Genomic DNA, 23,857 nt, shown 5'->3' on the forward strand with positions numbered 1-23,857 from the left:
TCACCGGATGAGGTGGTGGGCGATCAGCGGGCCCAGGGTCTCCAGAGTGCGGGTGTCCAGCAGTTCGGAATGCCCGCACTCGACGGCGAACGTCCGTAGCTCTCCCCCGACGTACCCGCGCCACTGCTCGGAGGCCGTCCCCGCGAACCCCTGCTCCGGTACGGTCGCGTCGACGAAGACCACGTCTCCGGGGAAGACGCCGTACTCGGCCCGCTCCATCAGGCGGTCGCCGGCCAGGTAGTTCTCCACCACCCGAGCGATCTGGGCGTCCGCCAGCACGGCCACGCCGCCGCCCAGATCCCGGACGTACCCGACCGCGTCGGCGATCGACAGCGTGGCCCGCCGCCCTTCCGGCACCTGGCAGCCCATCTCGCTCAGCAGGTCGGCGATCGCCGCCGGCCGGTCCCATGCGCCTTCGGGCCTCTCGGCGAAGTCCTTACGCGTGTCGAGCATGCCGAGGAACGTGATCTCGCGCCCGCCGGCCGCCAGGCGGACCGCCACCTGGTGGGCCACCGCACCGCCGAACGACCAGCCGAGCAGGCTGACGGGCCCCTCGGGCGCGGTCCGGTCGATCAACCCGGCGTACTCCTCGACCAGCTCGGGCATCGTCGCCGGCAGGTCGGCAGTACGGCCCAGGAGGGGCGACTGCAGCCCATAGAGGGGTACGTCCTCGGGCAGGTAGCGCTTGAGCCCGGCGAACTGCCAGCTCAGGCCGCTGGCGGGCGGCAGGCAGAACAGCGGTGGCCGGGTGCCGCCGGCCCGCAGGACCAGCAGGGGAGCCATCGCGTCGCCGGCGGTCGCGGGGTTGCCGGCATGTGCGGCGCCACCGACAGGCCCAGCCTCACCGATGGACCCCGCCTCGCCGGCGGTCCCGGCAGGGGCAGCGTCGGCGAAGCGCTGGGCGAGGGTGGCGGCCGTGGGTGTCGTGAACAGCTCCGCTATCGGGAGGTCGGCGCCGAGTTCCCGGCGCAGGGCCGCGGCCAGCCGTACCAGCAGCAGGGAGTGGCCGCCGAGGACGAAGAAGTCGTCGTCCACGCCGACCGAGTCGAGCCCCAGCACCTCCGCGATGACGGCGCAGACGGCCGCCTCGGTACGCGAGCGCGGCGCGGCGGGAGTGGTCAGCCGGGCGAAGTCGACGTCCGGCAGGGCCGCGCGGTCCACCTTGCCGTTCGGGGTGAGCGGCAGCTCGTCGAGTACCGTCACGACCGAGGGGACCATGTACGACGGCAGGCGCTGGGCGAGGTACTCCCGCAGCGGTGGCGTCGCTGAGGCGTCGCCAGTGGTGACATACGCGAGGATGCGGGTTTCGCCCTGCGCGTCCTGGCGGACGGCCACCGCGGCCTGCCGGACGGCGGGATGCCCGGACGCGACCGACTCGATCTCGCCCGGCTCGATGCGGAAGCCGCGCACCTTGACCTGCTGGTCCGAGCGGCCGAGGAACTCCAGCGAGCCGTCACCGGTCCAGCGGGCGAGGTCGCCGGTGCGGTAGAGGCGGGCACCGTGCGTGTACGGATCGGCGACGAACCGGGCCGCGGTGAGGCCGTGGCGGCCCAGATAACCCCTGGTGACCTGAGCCCCGCCGAGATACAGCTCACCGACGGCGCCGGGAGGCACCGGGCACAGGGACGCGTCCAGGAGGTGGACCGTGGTGCCCGGCAGGGGACGGCCGATCGTGGGGCGGTCGCACCAGCCGGTATCCACTGCGGCGAATGTCGCCCAGACGGTCGCTTCCGTGGGTCCGTACAGATTCGTCACGCTCCGGGCCCTGGCCACCAGCTCCCGGGCCAGCGGGGGCGGGAGCGCCTCGCCGCCGACCAGCGCCCGCACACCGCCGAGGTCGGCGTCAGGTGACTGTGTCAACGCCGACCACAGGGACGGGGTCGCCTGCATGACCGTGACCTGTTCGGCCTCGGCCAGCGCGGCGAGCAGTCGCGGGTCGCGTACCTGCTCCTCCGTGGCCATCACTACGCATCCGCCGGCGCGTAGGGGCGCCATCAGCTCGAGTACGGAGATGTCGAAGGACAGGGTGGTCACGGCGAGCAGGCGATCGGAGTCGCCGATCGGGACGGCGGCGGCCACGGCGACCAGGAACGTCTCCAGATCGCGATGGGGGACCACCACGCCCTTCGGCCTGCCGGTGGATCCCGAGGTGTAGATGACGTACGCGGCGGCGTCCGGATCGGGCGAGACGGGGTGGAAGGGTCGCGCGGGCGCGCCGTCGAAGTCGGAGAGGGCTTCCTTGGCCACCTTCCCCTCCGCATCCGCTTGACTCCGGCCGAGGTCGATAAGCGATGTGCCGTCAGGCAGGACGGGGAACAGCTCACGCGAGTGCTCGTCGATGACCACGACGGCGGGCTGGGCGTCATCGATCATGAATCTCAGCCGCTCGGCCGGGAACGCGGGGTCGAGCGGCAGGTACGCGGCCCCCGCCTTGGCGACGCCCAGCACCGCCACCAGCAGATCGGCCGAGCGCGGCAGAGCCAACCCGACTAGGCTCTCCGGGCTGACGCCGAGGTCGGCGAGCCTGGCGGCGAACGCGTTCGAGGCCGCGTCGAGCTCGGCGTAGCTCATCGTCCGGCCGCCCGACACGCAGGCATCCGCGTCGGGCGCCGCCTTCGCGCGTGCGGAGAACCGCGCGTACCAGGACAGGTCACCCCGTTCCACCGGCCCGCCTGACCGCCACCTGGCGAGGTCGTCGAGGTCGCCCGCGGCGAGTACCGGGATCGTGCCGACCGGCTGTTCCGGCCGGACGGTGAGCTCGCCGAGCAGCACGATGAGGCGGTCGAGCAGACGCCGCGCGGTGCCGTCGTGGAAGCGTGCGGCGTCATACTCCAGAGTGAGTTCGACCGGCTGTCGCGGGCCGGCGTCGACGAAGGTGAAGTTCAGGTCGACTTTCGGATCGGAAAGGTACGAGGGCGTGTCGCCCGTGGGCAGGCCCAGGGCGGCCTCGTGGCCGGTCGGCCGGTGCAGGAAGCCGATCATTACCTGGAACAGCGGGTTGCGGCCCTGTTCGCGTACCGGATTGACCGCCTCGACGACCTGCTGGAAGGGCACGTTGGCGTGCTCGAACGCGGCCAGGTCGGTCTCGCGCACCCGGCGCAACAGCTCGGTGAAGGACGGCGAGCCGGAAAGGTCGGCGCGCAGTACGACGGTGTTGACGAAGAAGCCGACCAGGTCGTTCAGCACCGCGTCGGCGCGGCCCGAGGTCGGGCTGCCGATCGGGACGTCGGTACCCGCGCCGAGGCGTTGCAGCAAGGTAGCGAGTGCGGCGTGCAGCACCATGAACAGACTCGCCGACTCGGCACTGCCCAGCTCCCGCAGCGGGTCGATCAGCCCCGGCGAGAGCGCCGCGGACACTTGACCGGCCCGCCGGGCGTCATGAGCCTGACCGGCCCGCCGGGCGTCATGAGCCTGATCGGCTCGGCGGGCGTCGGGAGCCGGCCGGGGCCGGTCGGCGGGGAGGGGGATCTCGTCCGGTAGGCCGCGCAGGCGCTCCTGCCAGTAGGTCCGCTCGGCGGCGTGTCTGCTGGCCGGATTCCCGGGGTCGCCGAGCAGTTCGCGCTGCCACAGGGTGTAGTCCGCGTACTGCACCGGCAGCGGCTCCCACTGCGGGGCATGACCGGCCCGCCGTGCGGCGTAGGCGGTGTCGAGGTCGCGCAGCAGCGGCCGGTCGGACCACTCGTCCATGGCGATGTGGTGCAGGATCAGGGCCAGCACGCTGTCCCCGGTGTCCTGCTCTTGGATCAGGGTGACCCGCAAGGGCGGGTCCGCGGCCAGGTCGAAGGGTCGGGCCACCGCCGCCGACACCACGCTCCCGGTCTCGGCGGCCGGGCACTCCACGAGCGCGACTTCGATCGGGGACGGATCGAGCACGTCCTGGAACGGCTGGTCGTCCATGACCGTGACCAGCGTCCGCAGCACCTCGTGCCGCGCCACGACGTCTCCGAGCGCGGCCCGGAGGGCGTCGTGGTCGACGGATCCGCGGAGGCGGACGAGCAGCGGGTAGTTGTACGCCGTCGAGGTGGGGTCCAGTTGCTGGAGCAGCCAGAGCCGTTCCTGAGCGGCCGACAGCGGTGGGCGCTCCTGCCGCGGGCGGGAGGTGAGCCCGGGAAGTGCGGTCCCGGCTCGGTCGGCGAGACGAGCGGCCAGGCGCGCGGGCGTACGCGTGTCGAACAGGTTGCGCAACGACAGCTCCACGCCCAAAGTCGCACGCACCAGCCCGAACAGCTGGATGGCGAGCAGGGAGTGCCCGCCCCGGTCGAAGAAGTCGTCCTCAGCGCCGAACCCGCCGAGATCGCCGAGATCACCGAGATCACCAAGGACCTCGCCGAACAGTTCGCACAGCCGCCGTTCCAGCTCACCCGCCGGCGCCCTCGAACTCGACGGCAGCGACCGCGGCGCGGGCAGCGCGGCGGTGTCCAGCTTGCCGTTGATCGTCAGCGGCAGGGCCTCCACGACCGCGAAGGCCGACGGCACCATGTACCCGGGCAGCACCGACTTCAGCTCGCGATGGACGGCCACAAGCAGCGAGTCCTCATCACCGGGCTCCTCGGGAACGACATAGGCCACCAACCGTTTGCCACCCGACGGACCGGGAACCGCGAGCACCGCGCTCTGGTGCACGCCCGGCCGTGCCGTCACGGCAGCCTCGACCTCCGCCGGTTCCACCCGATAACCGCGGATCTTGACCTGATCGTCAGTACGGCCCAGGAAGTCGAGGTTGCCGTCGGCACGGGCACGTACCAGGTCGCCCGTCCGGTACATCCGCCCACCGGACACGAACGGATCCGCCACGAACCGCGAGGCGGTCAACGCGTACCGGTCGAGGTATCCACGGGCCAGCCCCGCCCCGCTGATGTACAGCTCGCCGGGCACGCCCACGGGCACCGGGCGCAGGGCGGCGTCCAGCACGTAGCCTCGGGTGTTCCAGATGGGCCGGCCGACCGTGGTGCCCGCGCTGTCCTCGGTGCCCGCGCCGAGGGTGTTAATCGTGTACTCGGTCGGACCGTACAAGTTGTATCCCGCCACCCCCTCGGCCTCGCTCAGCGCGTTCCACAACGTCTGCGGCACCGCTTCGCCACCGAGCAGCACCAGAGCCGGACGGTACGAACCGGGCGCCTCCCCATACCGTGCGCCGTCAAGCAGACCCTGGTCGAGCAGGTGCTGGGCGTACGTCGGGGTCACGTTGACGACGTCGACGCGGTGCCGGTCGCAGTACGCGACGAGCGCGCGGGCGTCGCGGCGCAGCTCCTCGTCACAGATGTGCACGTGATGGCCCTCGACCAGCCACAACAGCTCCTCCCACGACATGTCGAAGGAGAACGAGACCGTGTGCGCGATCGTGAGGATCCGGTTCCCGGCGGCGGCGATCGTGGGGGCGAAGATGGCCTCGCGGTGGTTGAGCTGCATGTTCGTCAGCCCCCGGTACGGCGTGACCACGCCTTTGGGCCGTCCGGTGGAGCCGGAGGTGTAGATGACGTACGCCGGGTGGTCGAGCCGTCCCGGACTGCCGGGCGCGAAGTCGCCCAGCTCGTGGTCCTCGATCGGGTCCGCCGATCCGGTACGCCCGCCGGCGCCGTCCAGGCACAGCACCGGCACGGGATGGGAGGCGAGCCGGGGCGCCACCGCTTCGGTGGTGACCAGCAGGACCGGCCCGGCGTCGGCCAGCATCGCCAGCAGGCGGTCGTCGGGATGGTCCAGTTCGAGGGGAAGGTAGGCGGCCCCGGTGCGGAGGACGGCGAACAACGCGGCCACCATGTCGATGGACCGGGGCACGGCCAGCGCGATGATCCGCTCGGGGCCCGCTCCCCGGTCGAGCAGCAGGCGCGCGAGCTGGTTCACCCGCGCGTCGAGCTCGGCGTAGGTCAGTGTCCGCGCGCCTGAGGTGAGCGCGGCGGCGTCCGGTGTCCGCCGGGCCTGGGCTTCCATCAGCTCCGCGATGGTCGCGGCACCGATGGGATGGGTGACGGCGTCCCATTCGGCCTCCAGCGCCGCGCGCTCGTACGGGAGGATGACGGGCACGTCGGCCACGGTCGTGGCGGGGTGCTCGGAGAGGTGGAGCAATACCTGCTCCAGCCGGGACAGCAGCGCCCGCGCCTGCTCCGGCGCGACCACGTCGGCGCGGTACTCCAGCCGCACCGCCAGCCGCGCCCCCGGCGTGGCCACCCAGGTGAGCGGGTAGTGCGTGGCGTCCACGCTCCGCACACCGACGATGCCGTGCTCGTGCTCCAGGTCGGTGAAGGTGTCGTCGTCGAGGAAGTTCTGCAGGACGTACAGGCTGTCGAAGAGCTGGTCACGGCCGGCCGCGCGCTGGATGTCGCCCAGGCCGAGGTACTCGTGCGGCATCATCTCCACGCGGTCGGCCTGCACCCGCCGCATGACCTCCAGCGCGGGCTCTCCCGGAGCCAGCCGGACATGGACCGGAACGGTGTTGAGGAAGACCCCGATCACCGAGTCGATGCCGTCCAGCTCGGTCGGCCGTCCGGCGACGGTCGTCCCGAACACGGCCTCCTGACGGCCGGAGGCATGACTCAGCACCATCGCCAGCGCCGTACTGAACAGCGCGTTGAGCGTCACCCCGCCACGGCGCGCCCGATCGGTGACGCGCCCGGTCTGCTCCCGGGTCAACCGGAACGACAGGCTGGTGGCCAGCACCGGCGCGGTCCCCACGGCCGCCGGGAACAGGATGGTCGGCTCCTCGACCCCGGCCAGCGCCCGCGCCCACGCCCGCGCGGACGCATCCGTGTCCTGCCGCCCCAGCCAGGCAAGGTAGTCGATGAACGTCGCCGTCTGTTCGGCGGTTTCTGGGGTCGGGCGGTCGTCGCGGGCGAGGGCGTATTGGCCGAACAGCTCGCGCAGCACCAGCTCCCGCGACCATCCGTCCCACAGCAGCAGGTGGTACGTGAGCAGCAGCCGGTCGCGCCCGCCGGGCAGCCGGACCACGGTCAGGCGGCACAGCGGCGGCCGGGCCAGGTCGAACGGCCGCCGACGATCCTCCTCCATCAGCACCCGGAGCCGGTCATCGTCGACCGCCCCCAAGCCGTTGTCGGCCGCTCCCGAGTCGCCGTAGACCACTTCCGAGTCGCCGTAGACCGCTTCCGAGTCGCCAGCGGCCACGTCCGACAGGTCAATCACGCCGACCGAGCTGTCCAGCGCGGTCCCGACCAGGGCGACGGGCCGGGTCGTGCCCTCGGCGGTGAAGCCGAGCCGCATGGCCGCGTGCCGGTCGAGCACGGCGGCGTAGGCGCGGCGGAGGGCCGCGACGTCGAGCCGCCCGGCGAAGTCGAACACGTTCTGCGCCACGTAAACGTCGGCGTCACCCGCGTAGCCCGCCTGGAAGTAAAGGCCCTCTTGAAGCGGCGACAGGGGCCAGATGTCCTGTACGTCGATCGGGGCCGCGGCGACCACCCGATCGATCTCATCGGGGGTGAGGGTGGGGTGGGTGACCGGGGTGGGCCGGACGGACCGGTCCGTCCCACCGGGCTCGGAAGTCGCGGAACCGGAGGACGCGGCGGCCAGCTCGCGGGCGGCCGTCACCCAGCCGTCGGCGAGCGTGTCCATGTCGGCCGCGGCGAGCCCGCCGCCCGCGTAGGTGAACACCGCGTGCAGCTCCGGCCCCGCCGCCGTGTCGTGGCAGGCGACGTTGATCTCCAGCAGGTACGGGGTGCCCAGGTCGGGGTCCGGGTGTACGCGCAGCGCCGTCGCCTCGGGTGCGGAGTCCCAGTCGCCGGATCCCCCGATGGGGAATCGGCCGAGGTAGTTGAAGAGCAACTGGGGTGTTGCCAGCCGGGCGAGCGCGGGCGCGGTGCGGGCGTTGCAGTAACGCAACTGCCCGTACCCCAAGCCCCGGTCCGGGGCGGCTCGCAGTGCCTGATCCACGTCGCCGAGTACGTCTCGGGGGCCACCGGTAACGGCGGGCAGGCGTACGGGGGCGATGGCGGTGAACCACCCCACGGTTCTGGACAGGTCGTCTCCGTCCGCGATCTGCTCGCGCCCGTGCCGCTCCAAGTCGATCACCAGCGGCGCCCCGGACTCACCGCCACGCTCCACACGCCAGCGCGAAACGGCGAGGTGCAGCGCGGCAACGAGCACAGCGGTCACATCGGCGACGGGGGCGGCCGACGCGGTGGTCAGCAGCGGTGCGGCCACCTCAGGGGGCAGGCGCACAACGTGGTCCCGGGTTTGGCCTGCTGTCAGGCTAATGGCCGGGGTTGACGGGTCGAGTTCGCCACCCGGTGCCAGGGTCGTCGTCCAGTGCTCGAACTCGGCGAGGCGGGCCGCCTGAGTGGCGTTCTCGGTGATGGACCGTGCGAAGGCGCGCAGGGACGTGCCGACCGGTTCGAGCCGGACGCGGCGCCCGGCGCTCACGGCGTCCCATCCCTGTCGCAGGTCGTCGGTCAGGATCCGCCACGAGACCCCGTCGACCACCAGGTGGTGCGCGACGAGCAGCAGCCTGCCCTGGTGCTCGGGCCCCCGATCGAACCACACCGCCCGCAGTACGTGACCGCCGTCGGGGTCCAGCCGATCGGCGGCGGCGTCGGACTCGGCGGCGACCAGGGCGCGCAGGGCGTCCTCGTCGAGACCCACCGCGTCGACCGAGGTCACGACGGGATCGGAGGCACCGGCAGGTTCCGAGGCACCAGCAAGATCGGAGCCACTGCCCGGACCGGAGACACTGCCCGGACCGGAGACACCAGCGAGGCCGGAGACACCAGCGAGGCCGGAGCCGCCGGCCGGACCGGAGACGCCAGCGGGGCCGGTGACACCACTGGGACCGAGGATGTCAGCGGCCGGGCGGACCTCCAAGGACCACAGCAGCGGAGACGGCCGGTGCAGTCGCAGCCGGAGCGCGTCGTGACGCCTGACGAGCGCGTGGATCAGCGCGACGACCTGCTCGTGGGTCGCGCCCGGTGGGGTGAGCAGCAGCTCGGACTGGTTCAGCCGGGAGATCCGCCCGCCCAACTCGGCCAGCCGGTGCACGATCGGCATCAGCATGACCTCGCCCACCCCGTCGGACGCGAGCTCCGCCGACGCCCAGCCAGATCCGGACTCACGTTCGTCCGGCGCCCGCCCGGATCCGACCGCGACCTGCGCTGGCGCCCGGCCAAATCCGGACGCGAGCTCGTCCGGCGCGCGGCCGGGGCCGGTGTCCGCGCCACCGTGACCGACCGTCCCAGCAAGCGCGCCCCGCACACCATGGCCGACCGCTCCACGCTCACCGTGGCCGATCCCCCCGGCAACCACAGCCTGCGCACCGTGGCCGATCGCCTCAGCGAGCGCGGCCGGAGTGCGGTGGACGAACACGTCCCGGGGGGACAGCCGCAATGACCGGCGCCGAGCCAGGTTGACCAGCTGGATGGCGATGATGCTGTCACCCCCCAGCACGAAGAAATCGTCATCGGGGCCCACACCGTCCAGCCGTAGAACCTCCGCGTACAGCGTCCGCAACACAGCCACAGGCGACCCCCCGGTGTCGCCAACGACGGCGGCCCGAGCGGGCGAAGGGGCGGGCAGGGCAGCGCGGTCGAGCTTGCCGTTCACCGTAAGTGGCAGCGCGTCGAGCGGGACGAACGCCGAGGGGATCATGTAGCCGGGCAGCCTCTCGGCCAGGTGGGCGTGGGCCTCGGCGGCACCGAGACGCACCCCGTTCCGCACGACCAGGTACGCCACCAGCCGCCGCCCCGGCTCGTCTTCCCGCACGGTGACGGCCGCGTTCACGACGCCGTCCAGCGTGAGCAGCGCGGACTCGATCTCGCCGGGTTCGATGCGGTATCCCCGTACCTTGACCTGTTGGTCGGAGCGACCCACATAGACCAGGTCGCCGTCGGGAGTCCACCGCGCGAGGTCGCCGCTGCGGTAGAGGCGGGCGCCGCCGGTGTGTGCCACGAACCGCTCGGCGGTCAGGCCGGGGCGATCGAGGTAGCCGCGGGCGAGCTGATCGCCCGCGACGTAGATCTCGCCGGTGACCCCCGGCGGGACCGGCTGGAGACGGCCGTCGAGCAGGTGTACGCCGAGACCGGGCAGCGACCCGCCGACGACGCTGTCGCCGCTCGCGTCTTCAGCGTCGGCCGAGGTCAGCGCACGGAACGACACGTGCACACAGGTCTCGGTGATCCCGTACATGTTCACCAGGCGCGGCGTACCGTCCGCGTGACCCTGATACCAGGGCGCCAGGCGCGCGAGGTCCAGCGCCTCGCCGCCGAAGACCACGTACCGCAGGGGGAGCGCGCCCGGCCGCTCCCGTTCGGCCTCCATCAGCGGGTAGAACGCGGACGGCGTCTGGTTCAGTACGGTCACGCGTTCGCGTTCCAGCAGTGCCAGGAAGCGGCGCGGGTCGCGGGCCACATCGCGGTCGACGACGACCAGGCGACCGCCGTGCAGCAGCGCGCCCCACAGCTCCCATACCGAGAAGTCGAACGCGTACGAGTGGAACATGGTCCACACATCAGAGGGACCGAAGTCGAACAGCTCCCCGGCCGCCGCGAACAGCGACAGTACGTTGCGATGGGTCACCGCCACACCCTTGGGCAGGCCCGTCGAACCCGAGGTGTAGATGACGTACGCCGCGTTGTCCGCCGCCGTCGGGACCAGGGGCGGCCGGGCGGCGGAGTGGTCCGCGAGGACGTGCGGGTCGTCCAGCAGCATGACCGGCACCGTGAGCGGGGGCAGCGAGTCCAGCGTCGCGCTGTCGGTCAGCAGGCATACGGGGGCCGAGTCGGCGAGGATGTGGCTCAGCCGTCCGGCCGGGGCACTGATGTCCAGCGGCACGTAGCAGCCGCCCGCCTTCACGACCGCGAGCAGGGCAACAACGAGGTCCGCCGAGCGAGGCAGCGCGACGGCGACCCGCGACTCCGGCCGTACGCCTCCGGCGGCCAGCGCGCGGGCCAGCCGGTTGGCGGCCGCGTCCAGTTCGGCGTGGGTGAGCGCGGTGTTGCCCGAGGTGACGGCGATGGAGCCCGGCCGGACCGGCGCGGCGGCGTACGCGTCAGCGAGCGTCAAGCCGTCCGCCACCAGCACGTCCAGCCGCGAGACCGGCATGCTCGGCGCGGTGGCCAGCCGGTCGAGGACACGTCCCACCTGGTCGAGCAGCCGACGGGCCGCCTGCTCCCCCACCAGCTCGACGTCGTACTTGATCTCCAGCGTCAGCCGCTCCCCAGGAAAGGCCACCAGAGAGACCGGATAGTGCGGCGCATCAGTGCCGGTGAAGCCCAGCACGCTCAACCCATCCCGCGCCCCGGCCCGCACAGCGGGGAAGTTCTCCACCACCACCATCGTGTCGAAGAACTCCCGGACCCCCGCCACGGCGGCGAGCTCTCCGAGCCCCACCTGCTGAACGTCCAGCAGGTCCGTCTGCTGCTCCTGCAGCCGGGCGAGCACCTCCCGCAGCGTGTCACCGGGACGCCAGGACATCGGCACCGGGACGGTGTTGATCAGGAGGCCGACGATCGACTCGACGCCGGGCAGCTCTCCGCCCCGCCCCGACACAGTGGAGCCGAACACCACCCGCTCCCGCCCGAGCAGCCTGCCGAGCAGCAGACCCCAGGCGCCGTGCACGAACGTACTGAGGGTCACCCCCTGCTCGCGGGCGGCCTCGACGAGGGCACCCGTGCGCTCGGCGGGCAGCGCGAGGTGGACGCTGTCGTGCCGGGACACCTTCTGTCCCTGGACGGCCTGTCCCTGGACGGCCTGTCCCTGGACGGCCTGTCCCTGGACGGCCTGTCCCTGGACGGCCTGTCCCTGGACGGCCTCCCCCTCCGCGGCGCCGACCAGGCGGGTGGCAGAGTCGATGCCGGACAGCGCGCGGGCCCACACTTCGCGGGCCCGTACCCGGTCCAGGGCGGCCACCGCCTCCACATGGTCGCGGAACGTCACCGCCGGGGCGGGCAGCTCGTACCCGCTTCCGGACCGGCCACGCTCGTAAGACTCCAGCAGGTCGCCGAACACCAGCGGGTATGACCAGCCGTCGGCGAGGATGTGGTGCATGGTCTCCACGAGCCGATGTTCGGCAGGACCGAGCGAGATCAGCGCGTAACGCAGCAGGGGCGCGGCCGACAGGTCGAAGGGCTCGGCCAACTCGGCGGCCGTGACCTCGGCCAGCCGCTCGCTCGCCGCCGCCGCGTCGAGACCGGTCAGGTCCACCTCGCGCCACGGCACGTCCACGGCACCGGCGATCACCTGGACCACCCGGCCGTCGGCCACCTCCTGGAAGCAGGCGCGCAGGGCGTCGTGCCGGTGGACCACCGCCTCCACGGCGCGGCGCAACGCCGCCCGGTCGACCGGGCCGGACAGTTCGGCCACCTGCTGCACGATGTACGTGTCGGTCTGGTCCTCGGCGAAGGACGCGTGGAAGTACATGCCCTCCTGCAACGGCAGCATCGGAAGGATGTCCCGCACGCCGTCCGGCGCGAGCCGGTCCACGTCGCCCTGGGTCAGCTCGACCAGCGGGAAGTCGGAGGGAGTACGCCCGGCGAGCTCGGCGCACCGGGTCAGGGCGGTCAGCGCGGCCATCCACAGCTCCGCCAGCTCGCCCACCTCAGCGGCCGTCATGACGCCGGACGGCCAGGACAGCGTGGCCGAGAACACCGTGCCCGCCCGCCCGTCCCGGGCCAGCGCGTTGATCTCCAGCCCCATCGCGGGATTGTTCGGGTGGACGCCTTCGCGCAGCGCACCGGCCGCCGCCCAGTCCCCGCCCTCGTCGGCGGCGAACCGTCCCAGGTAGTTGAACAGGATCTGCGGTGGCTCGCCCTGAAGGTCCGCCTCGCCGTCCAGATAGCGCAGGATCCCGTAGCCCAGGCCCTGCCGGGGTACGGCGCGGAGCTGCTCCTTGACCCGCTTCGCCGCCGCCGCCAGAGCGGGCCCCGCCTCGGTGACCTCCGCCCAGCTCAACGGTCCGGGGTCGAGGCGTACGGGGTAGATGGCGGTGAACCAGCCGACCGTGCGGGACAGGTCCACCCCGTCGAGGGCGTCGCGGCCGTGGCTCTCCAGGCTGAGGACCACGGCCGAGCCGGCCCTCTCGCCGCGCCAATGGGCGAGTGCGGCGGCGAAGCCGGTCAGCAGGACGTCGTTGACGCCGCCGTGCATCGCGGCGGGCACGGCCGACAGCAGGGCGGCGCTCACCTCGCCGGGCAGCGAGACCGTCAGCGACTCCACGGTCGCGGCCGTGTCGATCGCGGGGTCGAGCGGGCGCGTACCCAGCAGGGGGTCCTCGGTGGCGAGAACGGCCCGCCAGTGGTCGAGCTCGTCGCGGAACGTACCCCGCGCGGTCACCTCCTCGACCAGCTTCGACCAGGTACGGAAGGAGGTCGGCACCTCATCGGGCACGGGCTCGCTACCCGCCCGTACCTCCGCCCAGGCCCGCGCGAGGTCGTCGGCGAGCACCCGCCAGGAGACACCGTCGATCACCAGGTGGTGGATGACCAGCAGCAAACGACCCGGTTCGGGCTCGTTGGGGGACCAGACCGCCTGCAGCATGATGCCGCGATCCGGGTCGAGCCGGTCGGCGGCCTCCTCCACGTCCCCGAGGACGGACTGGGTGAGCGCGTCCGCCGCGCGGAACGCCTCCGGTGGCGGCACCGACAGCGACCATTCGGCGTCGCCGTGGCGGTCGAGCCGGGCCCGCAGCAGGTCGTGGCGTTCACCGACGGCCTGGAGCACACGTTCCAGTTGCGCGCGGGTCATGTCCGACGGGGTGCGGAAGACCATCGACTGGTAGAAGTGCTCCAGCGGTGTCTCCGCTCGCATGGTCTCGACGAGCATCGGGGTGAGCGCGACCGTACCTTCGCCATTGTCGCGTGGCCCGACGCTCGGAGCGGCCTGGGGCGCGGCCGCGGCGAGCGCCCGCACGGTGCGGCGGCGGAAGACGTCGCGCGGGGTGAGGTGCAGGCCCGCCTTGCGCGCGCGGCCGGTCACGGCGATCGAGGAGATGCTGTCGCCACCGAGGGCGAAGAAGTCGTCGTCGATGCCGACCTCCGGCAGGCCGAGCACCTCGGCGTAGATGCCGCACAGGGTTCGCTCGCGCTCGTCGCGTGGCCGGTCGCCGCCGCTGACGGGCGCCACGGGCTCGGGCAGCGCGCTGACGTCGAGTTTGCCGTTGACGGTCAGCGGCAGCTCGCCGACGACGCCGTACAGCGCGGGGACCATGTAGCCGGGCAGCCGCTCGGCCAGCGCGGCCCGCAGGTCCGCGACTAAGGCGGCCCCCTGGGACCCCTCCGCCGGCACCACGTACGCGACCAGCTTCTTCAGGCCGGTCACCGCCGAGTCGGTACGGGCGATGACCGCGGCCTGCCGGACCTGGGGCAGCGCGGCCAGCGCCGACTCCACCTCGCCGAGCTCGACCCGGTAACCGCGGATCTTCACCTGGTCGTCGACCCGGCCGAGGAAGTCGAGGTTGCCGTCCGGGCGCTGCCGTACGAGGTCCCCGGTCCGGTACATGCGCCCGCCCGGCACGAACGGATCCGCCACGAACCGCGACGCGGTCAGGCCCGGCGCGTGCAGGTAGCCGTGCGCGAGCCCGGCGCCCGTCACGTAGAGCTCGCCGAGCACGCCGGGGTGGACCGGGCGCAGCCAGGCGTCCAGCACGTACGCGCGGGTGTTCCAGATGGCCCGGCCCACGGTCGGGGTGGCGCTGTCGCGCGTGCCCGCGCCCAGGGTGTTGATCGTGTACTCGGTCGGGCCGTACAGGTTGTAGCCCTCGGCGCCGTCCGGCTCGCTCAGCCTGTCCCAGACGGCTTCGCTGACCGCCTCGCCGCCCAGCAACACCAGGCGGGGCGGGTGCCCGTCCCGGTCGAGCAGGCCCTCCTCGAACAGGTGGTGGGCGTACGTGGGGGTCACGTTGATCACGTCGATGCGGTTCGCGCGGCAGTAGGCGGTCAGCGCGGCGGCGTCCCGGCGCAGTTCCTCGTCGCAGATGTGCACCTCGTGGCCCTCGACGAGCCACAGCAGCTCCTCCCACGACATGTCGAAGGAGAACGACACCGTGTGCGCGATGCGCAGCCGCTCCCGCCCGGCGCTCCGCGCGCGGGCGACGGCCGGGTCGAAGATCTCGGCCCGGTGGTTGAGCTGCATGTTGGTCAGGCCCCGGTACGGAGTGACCACGCCTTTGGGGCGGCCGGTGGAGCCGGAGGTGTAGATGACGTACGCCGGATGCTCCAGCCTGCCCGGAACCGTACCGGCGAACGCGCCCAGCTCGACATCGCTCAGAGGCTGCACATCGGGGCTGCTGAGCGGGGGTGCGGGCGGCACGTCGAGGCCATTCAGCGGGGGTGTGGCCGGCGCGCCGTCGAGCACGAGGCAGTCCCCGCCCAGCCGCCGCTGCCGCTCGGCCAGCGGTGTGCCCGCGTCGGCGCACACCAGCAGCATCGGCCGCGCGTCGTCGAGCATCTCGGCGAGCCGGTTCACCGGGTGATCGAGGTCGAGCGGGAGATAGGCGGCGCCCGTACGCAGGACCGCGAACAGCGCGACCACCATCTCGGCGCCGCGCGGCAGCCCCAGCGCCACGATCCGGCCCGGTCCGGCGCCCTTGGCCAGCAGCAGCCGGGCGCAGTGGTTGATCCGGCCGTCCAGCTCGGCGTAGGTCAGTGACAGCTCCCCGAACACCAGGGCGACCTCGTCCGGGCAACTCGCGGCCCGCTCGGCGAGCAGGTCGGCGATGGTCGCCTCGCCGATCGGGTGCTCCGTGGCCGCCCACTGCCCGGCCAGCTCGGCGCGCTCCTCGTCGAGCAGCGGGTCCAGCGCGCCCGCCTGGACCGACAGGCCGTCGGCGAGCGACTCCAGCAGCCGCCTGAAGCGCCGGACCAGCCGCCGCGCGTCCGCCTCCGTCACCGCGTCGGGGCGGTATTCGAGCTTGATGCGCAGGTTGGCGCCGGGCGTCAGCACCCAGGTGTAGGGGTAGTGGGTGGTGTCGACGTACTCCACTCCGACGATGCCCTGCTCGCGTTCCAGGTCGGTGAAAGTGGTGTCGGACAGGAAGTTCTGCAGGACGTACAGGGTGTCGAAGAGCTGTTCCTGACCGGCGGCGCGCTGGATGTCGCCGAGCCCCAGGTATTCGTGCGGCGCCAGCCGGATGCGGTCCTCCTGGGCCTGGCGCGCCAGCTCGATCACCGTCATGTCGGGCGAGGCCGTCACCCGGGCCGGGACGGTGTTGAGGAACAGGCCGATCACGTTCTCGATGCCGGGCAGCCCCGCGGGGCGTCCCGCGACCGTCGTGCCGAACACGACGTCGGTGCGCCCCGTCTCGTACCCGAGGAGCAGGCCGAGCGCGGCGGTCAGCAACGAGTTGAGCGTGACGCCGCCGCGCCGGGCCTGCTCCCCCAGCCGGGTCGTCACCTCGGCCGGGAGCGCGGCCAGGACGCGTTCGGACGGGATCGGCTCCCGGCCGACCGCCTCCGGGACCAGGATGGTCGGCCCGGAGACGTCGGCGAGCGCGGCGGCCCAGGCGGCGGCGGAGGCGTCGCGGTCACGGGCGGCGATCCAGGCGAGGTGGTCGGTGAACGCCGCCTGCGCGGGCGGCAACGCGCCGCGCTCGCCTCGGGACTCGTACAGGGCGAACAGCTCGCGCAGCACCAGCTCGCGCGACCAGCCGTCCCAGAGCAGGAAGTGGGCGGTCAGCAGCAACCGGTCCCGGCCGCCGGGAAGGCGGATGACGGTCAGCCGGACCAGGGGCGGCCGACTGAGGTCGAACGGCTCCTCCCGATCGGACCGCAGCAGCTCGGCGAGGGCGTCCATCCGATCCGTAGTGTCGGTGGACAGGCCCGTTCCGGGACTGGTCGGCACGTCCGTTCTGGAGTCGGTCGACGGATCCGTTCTGGAGCCGGTCGACAGGTCCACGACCGTGACCTCGGCCGGGACCTCGGCGCCGATGTACTGCACGACACCGGGCACGCCGTCGCCGGTGAACCCGGCCCGCAGCGTGGGATGGCGCCGCAGCAGCGCCGCGAACGCCGTGGTCATGGCCTCGACGTCGAGCCGGTGGTCGAGGTCGAACACGTTCTGCGCGATGTAGGTGCCGGCACCCTCAGAGTAGGCCGCCTGGTAGTAGACGCCCTCCTGGAGCGGCGAGACCGCCCAGATGTCGGCCACCGGAACCGGGCTGTTCGCCACGACGTGGTCGATCTCGGCCCGCGTCAGCGACACGGTCGTCAGCTCGGCCGGGTCCAGTTGGGCCGGGACCGGATGCGCCGCCACTCCTATCAGGTGCGCTTCGATGGCGGAGGGGGTACGCAGGCGGAAGACGTCCTCCGTGGTCAGCTCGATCCCGTCGTTGGCGAGCAGGCTGACGACGCGGATGGCGAGGATGCTGTCTCCCCCGGCGGCGAAGAAGTCGTCGTGAACACCGATCCCGTCGAGGCCGAGCACCGTACCGAAGTGCCGGCAGATCAGCGCCTCCCTGGCGGTGCGCGGCAGTCCGCCTCTGGCGATGGGCTCGGGGTCCGGCAGTGCCCGGCGGTCCCGCTTGCCGTTGGGCAGGGTCGGCAGGCGGTCCAGGACGGTCACGGTCGCGGGGACCAGGTAGCCGGGCAGCTCGGCGCGCAGGGTCGCACGAAGGGCGTTGGGGTCGAGCTCCTCGCCCGGGGCGGGCACCACGTACGCGTGCAGGGAACGCGTGCTTTTGCCGGTGGTGCGTACGGCGACCACGGCGTCGGCCACGCCTGGGCGGCGCATCAGGGCGGCCTCCGGCTCACCCGGTTCCACCCGATAGCCGTTGATCTTCACTTGATCGTCGGCCCGGCCAAGGAACTCGACCCGGCCATCGGCCGTCCATCGGCCGAGGTCGCCGGTGCGGTAGAGCCGGGCGCCGTCGGTGTACGGGTCGGCCACGAAGCGGGTGGCCGTCACGCCGCCCTGACCCAGGTACCCGAGAGCGAGCTGAACCCCGCCGACATAAATCTCCCCGACGGCACCGGCCGGAACGAGGTCGAGAGCGGCATCCAGCAGGTAGACCCGCGTCCCGGGCACGGGCCTGCCCAGCGTCACCGGCCCCGCCGGTTCGACCTCGCCCTGGAGTACGTCACCCGCCACCTCCGAGGACCCATAGGAGTTGACGATCCGGGCGTCGGGGGACGCCTGCCGGAGCGCGTTCACGCAGGCCCGATCGAGGGGTTCCCCGCTGCAGATCCAGCGTCTGAGCGCGCTGAGCCGCACCGGTTCCGTGTCCGCCAGCGCACCGGCCAGGCTGGGTACGGCGAGCAGCTGGGTCGCCCCGGACCGCTCGACGAGCCTGGCCAGCGCGGCGCCGTCAGTGGCCTCGGTGGCGTCGGCGATGACCGTCGTGGCCCCGGCGACCAGGCCGCCGAGCAGCTCCGTGGTGCCGTCGATGAAGCTCAGCGAGCTCTTCGCCACCCGGACGCCGGACCCCCACTCCTGAGCGGCCCAGGTCAGCCGGTTGGCGAGCGCCTCCTGCGTCCCGACGACCGCTTTCGGCCGACCCGTCGAACCGGAGGTGTACACGACAGAAACGGCATCCCTCGGGCCCGCCCCAGTCTCGTCACCGGTCTCGTTGCCGGACCCGTCATCAGTCCCGTCAGCAGTGACGTCCGTGTCGGCGATGGCGTCGGCGGCGGCTCGTACGGTGAGCGTCGGCAGGTCGCGCGGTGGCAGCGACCTGGCGCTCGCCTCGTCGGTGAGTACGCACACCGGACGCGCGTCCCCGAGCATGAACTCGATCCGGGCCGCCGGATACCCGGGATCGACCGGAAGGTAGGCGGCCCCGGCGCGCATGACGGCAAGTAGAGCCACGGCCATGTCCGCCGAACGGCTCGTCGCCACCGCGACGACGTCGCCGCGCCGCACCCCCGCCCGGGTCAGCGTCCGGCCGACCCTCCGGGCGCGATCGTCCAGCTCGGCGTAGGTGAGCACGCGCTCCCCACAGACGACGGCCGTACGCTCTGGATGCTCAGCCACCTGCCGCGCGAACAGTTCCACCACCGTGGCACCCACCCGAGCCGGGGCACCGGAACCGACGGCCGTCAGCCGCTCGCGCTCCTCCCCGCTCACCAGCGCCAGCCGCTCGCAGGCCCGCTCGGGGTCGTCGGCGAGGGCGGTCAGCACCATCTCGTACTGGCGGGCCAGCCGGGTCGCGGCATCCGCCCCGACCACCCGCCGGTCGTGGGTCAGCGTGACGGCGATCCGCGCACCCGGCTTGGCCATCAGGGTCACCGGGTAGTGCGGCGCCTCGACGGTGTGCACCGCCGCGATCTGTACCTCGCCCGCCGGGGTGGGCTCGGCCGGGTAGTTCTCGATGACCACCAGCGTGTCGAACAGCTCCGGCACGCCCAGTCGCCGCTGCAGCCGGGCAAGCGAGACGTGTTCGTGCTCCACCATCTCACGCCGGTCGCGGGCGAAGCGCCGTACCACGGTGGCGAGGGAGTCCCCGGGCACCCACCGTACCCGCGCGGGAACGGTGTTGATCAGCAGCCCGACCATGGAGTCGATACCCGCGACGTCGGCCGCCCCGCGGCCGGACACGGTCGAGCCGAACGTCACGTCGGACCGACCGGCCAACCGCCCGACGAGGATCCCCCAAGCGGCGGCGATGACGGCGCCGACCGTCAGCCCGTGCTCCCGCGCCCAGTCACGCACCCGGTCGCCGACATCCGCAGGCAATTCACACTTCACCCGCCCGAACCCCCCGTCGGCGAGCCCGGTTTCTTGGGGAGCGTCCAGCACGTCGACGAGCCCTCCGTCTTGAGGGGTGCCCAGCACGTCGACGAGCTCTGCGGCTTGTGGGGTGCCCAGCACGTCGGCGAGCCTGGTCGGCTCGTGCACGTCAGCCAGGACGTCCGCCCATGCCTCGGTCGCCACGTCAGAGTCCTGCGCGGCCAGCATCCGCAGGAATTCCCGGTACCGCGCGGGCGCGGGCAACGCCTCGGACCGTCCCCCGGCCTCGTAGAGCGCCAGCAGGTCGCGCAGGAGCAGCGGCACCGACCAGCCGTCGGCCAGGATGTGGTGCACGGTGTGGATCAGCACATGCCGTCGCTCGCCGAGCCTGAGCAGCGCGTACCTCATGGACGGAGGCCGACCCAGATCCAACGGCGCGGACCGCTCCGCCGCAGCGATGGCGGCCACCCGCGCTGCGACATCGGTGCCGGTGAGATCGTCCACCCGCCACGGCACTCGCGGACGCCCCGCGATCACGGACACGACCCGCCCATCCCCGACAGTACGGAAGGCCGCGCCCAGATTGGGATACCGGTCGATCAGCCGGTCCGCCGCCAGCCGCAACCGGTCGCCGTCGAGCGGGCCGGTCAGCTCGATGGTCTGCTGGACGACGTACGGGTCGGCGTCACGGGAGAAGGTGGCATGGAAGTAGAGGCCGAGCTGCAGCGGCGAGAGGGGAAGCACTTCCCGCAGTTCCGGTGCCGCGGCCTCGATGGCGGCCACGTCGCCGGGCTCCAGGGCGAGGAGGGGGAAGTCCGAGGGGGTGTGCCCGGCGACCGTCTCGCTCGTGGCGATGCCGGTGAGCACTTCGGTCCATAGATCGGCCAGCGCTCGCACCCGCCCGCCGTCGAGCACACCGCCGGGCCAGCTGAACCGCGTCTCCAGCACCGGCCCGTCCGCCGTGTCCACGGCGACCGAGTTGATCTCCAGTACGCGCGGCAGCGGCATGCGCGGGTCACGCCGCTCGACCACGACCTCGGTGTCACCGACGGCCGCCCACGCCTCGGTGGACCCGGCCGCGAACCGCCCGAGGTAATGGAACAGCACCTGCGGCGCCACCGCCAGGTCGGGACGAGGCCGGTCGCCGAGATAACGCAGAGCCCCGTAACTCAGCCCGCGCCCAGGGACCGCGCGGAGCTGCTCCTTGACCGCCTTCACCGCATCGCCGTACGCGGTGTCGGCCGGGCCCGGATCGAGTACGGCAGGGAAGAGCGTGGTGAACCAGCCGAAGGTACGGGAGAGATCGACGTCCCCCACGGCGTCTTCCTCACGCCCGTGCCCCTCCAGTTCCAGCAGCACCTCGGAACCGGCGTCCGGGCGGTCTCCGGCGCGCCACCGGCCCAGGGCGATCTCGGAACCAGCGTCAGGGCGGTGCTCGGCCCGCCATCGGCCCAGGGCGATCGCCGCCGCCGCGACCAGCACGTCGTGCACGCCACCGTGAACGGCCGCGGGCACCGCGCCGAGCAGGCGAGCGGCCACGGGCGAAGGGACCGTGACCGTCAGCGACTCCTCGGCGGCCACCACGTCACGACGCGGGTCCAGGGGCCGCTCCCCCAGCATCGGGTCCGGCGTGGCCGCGGCCCGCAGCCAGTACGCCTCGTCGGCGGCGAACGCGCCCGCGCGGGTACGTTCGCGCAGCAGGGTCGCCCACTGCCTGAATGAGGTGGGTACGCCGGGCAGCGACACCGCCTGCCCGTCGCGGACCGCCGCCCAGGCGTGGCCGAGGTCCTCCAGGAGCACGCGGAGCGACACGCCGTCCACGATCACGTGATGGATCACCACCACGAGTCGGCCCTGCGCGTGCGGCCCGGCATCCAGCCACACCAGATCGACCATCCGACCGCCGACCGGATCCAACCGCCGCGCCGCCGCCGTGATCTCACGATCCACCACCAGGTCGAGCCGCCGCGCCGCCGGTGCGATCGCGCGGCTGGCCACGGCTTCCATCCCCGCCGTGAGCTCCCGTCCGCCGACGGCCTCCGCTGCCATCTCGCCATCGGGGCCAGCCGCGTTGCCACCGCTCGCGACCCTCATCCCGCCGTCTGGAACAGCCGCCGCCTGCGCCGGGTTACCGTCGGTCACGTCCACGCGGGTGATCAGCTGTGCCGCCCGGGGTGAGCCCACCGGCTGGACCGACAGGGTCCAGGGGGACGCGCCGTCGGTCCGTGCCCGTAGCAGGTCGTGGGTGGCGAGTACGGCGTCGACGACGCGTTCGAGCTGTTCGGTCGTCATGCCGGCGGGTGTGCGGACCGTCATCGACTGGATGAACCCGTCCATCGATGGGCCGGTGGCCTGGAGCCACTCGGTGATCGGGGTCGCGGGCACCTCCCCGACGGCACCGGTGGTGGGCCCTGAGGTCAGGGCGACCTCGGTCACCGTGACCGCCAGCGCGGCGGGCGTGGGATGGGCGAACAGGTCGCGCGCCCGCACCACGAGTCCCGCGCGCCGCGCCTGCCGGACGACGCCGATCGCGACGATGCTGTCACCGCCCAGCGCGAAGAAGTCCTCATCGGCCCCCACCTCGTCGAGGCCGAGGACCCGCGCGAAGATCTGGCAAAGAGTGCGTTCCCGCGACTGGCCCGCGCCCACACCGCGGCCTGACTCCGGCTGGGCGCGGCGACCCACCTCGGGCTCCGGCAGAGCTCGGCGGTCCACCTTGCCGTTGGCGGTGACCGGGAAGTGGTCCAGGACGACGAAGGCGCTCGGCACCATGTACTCGGGCAGCCGGTCGGCGCACCAGCGCCGTAGTTCCGCCGCCGGAAGGTCGTCGTGGGAGGTCACGTACCCGATGAGGTGCCGTACGCCCGCCGCGTTCGTACCCACCGTGACGGCCGCCTGCCGCACCCCCGGGTAGGTGGCCAGCACGGCCTCCACTTCCTCCGGCTCCAGTCGCATGCCGCGGATCTTCACCTGGTTGTCCGCCCGCCCCACGAACTCCAGAGAGCCGTCGGCGTTCCAGCGCGCGAGGTCGCCGGTGCGGTACATCCGGGAACCGCCGTCGCCGAACGGGTTGGCCACGAACCGGGAGCCGGTCAGCGCGGAGGCGTTGATGTAGCCGCGCCCGAGCAGGAACCCCGCCGCGTACAACTCCCCGACCGCACCCACCGGCAGCGGCTCCAGCCGGTCGTCGAGCACGTAGAGCTGCGTGTGCGGGTTGGGGCGGCCGATCGAGGTCGCGATGCGCTCGGCGGTGTCCCGGTAGATGACGTGCGAGACGCCGATGGTCGCCTCGGCCGGACCGTAGCCGTGGTACAGGGTGGTGGACAACCGGCTCCGGAACCGATCGAAGAGCTCCGGGGTGAGCACCTCACCGCCGCACCAGACGTGCTTGAGCCCGGACAGCAGCGAGGTCCCGTCGGCCATCTCCAGCAGGGTGTCGAGCATCGACGACACCAGATAGACGAACGTCACCCGCTCCCCCGCGATCAGGTCCAGCAGGTATTGGGGGTCGCGTTCGCCACCGGGCTCGGCGACGACCACATAGCCGCCGGAGACGAGCGGCAGCAGGATCTCGTTGACCGAGATGTCGAACGACAGCGGCGCCTTGAACAGCGACGCGTCCCCCGGCCCGAACCCGAGGATCTCCTCGACCTGCCACAGCAGCCGGGTGCTGATCGCCTCGTGCCGGATCATGGCTCCCTTGGGCGTGCCCGTGGAGCCGGAGGTGAACATCACGTACGCGAGCCGTCCCCCGCTGATGGACGGCAGCGGCGGCGGCTCGACGGGTTCGCCGCCATAGCGCCAGGTGCCGAGGTCCACCTCTATGACGGAGTCGCCGGTCTCCATGCCGGGGGCGGCGATGACCAGGCCCGCCCCGGCCTCGGCGCGTACCTTGGCGCGGCGTTCCGCGGGCCAGGACGGCTCGACCGGTACGAAGGCGCCGCCCGCGACCATGACCGCCAGCGCGGCGACGACCAGCTCCGCGGAGCGGGGCGTGGACACCGCGACGACGTCCTCCGCCCCCAGGCCGCGACCGCGCAGGTGGTGCGCGAGCTGGAAGACGTGCGCACCCAGCTCGGCGTATGTGAGGCGGGCGCCGGGCGCCACCACCGCGAGGGCGTGGGGAGTGCGGTGTACCTGTGCGGTGAACAGGTCGGCGACCGTGGTGATCGTCTCTGGCGTGGTCGCGTTGTTCCACCTGCGCAGTGCCTCAAGTCGCTCGCCTATGCCGTCCGGACGCCCTGGGTTCACGGTATTCGCCACG

1 protein-coding gene is annotated in these 23,857 nt (G+C 72.6%); it reads right to left on the bottom strand.

The features are described 5' to 3' along the window. The gene (locus ACIBO2_RS11260) at positions 1-23,856 is read right to left on the bottom strand and encodes a non-ribosomal peptide synthase/polyketide synthase (protein WP_397296568.1); all 23,856 of its coding nucleotides are present in this window, start codon (positions 23,854-23,856) and stop codon (positions 1-3) included. Position 23,857 lies beyond the last annotated feature (1 nt).

Source organism: Nonomuraea sp. NPDC050022, from assembly GCF_044460705.1.
Lineage (GTDB): Bacteria > Actinomycetota > Actinomycetes > Streptosporangiales > Streptosporangiaceae > Nonomuraea.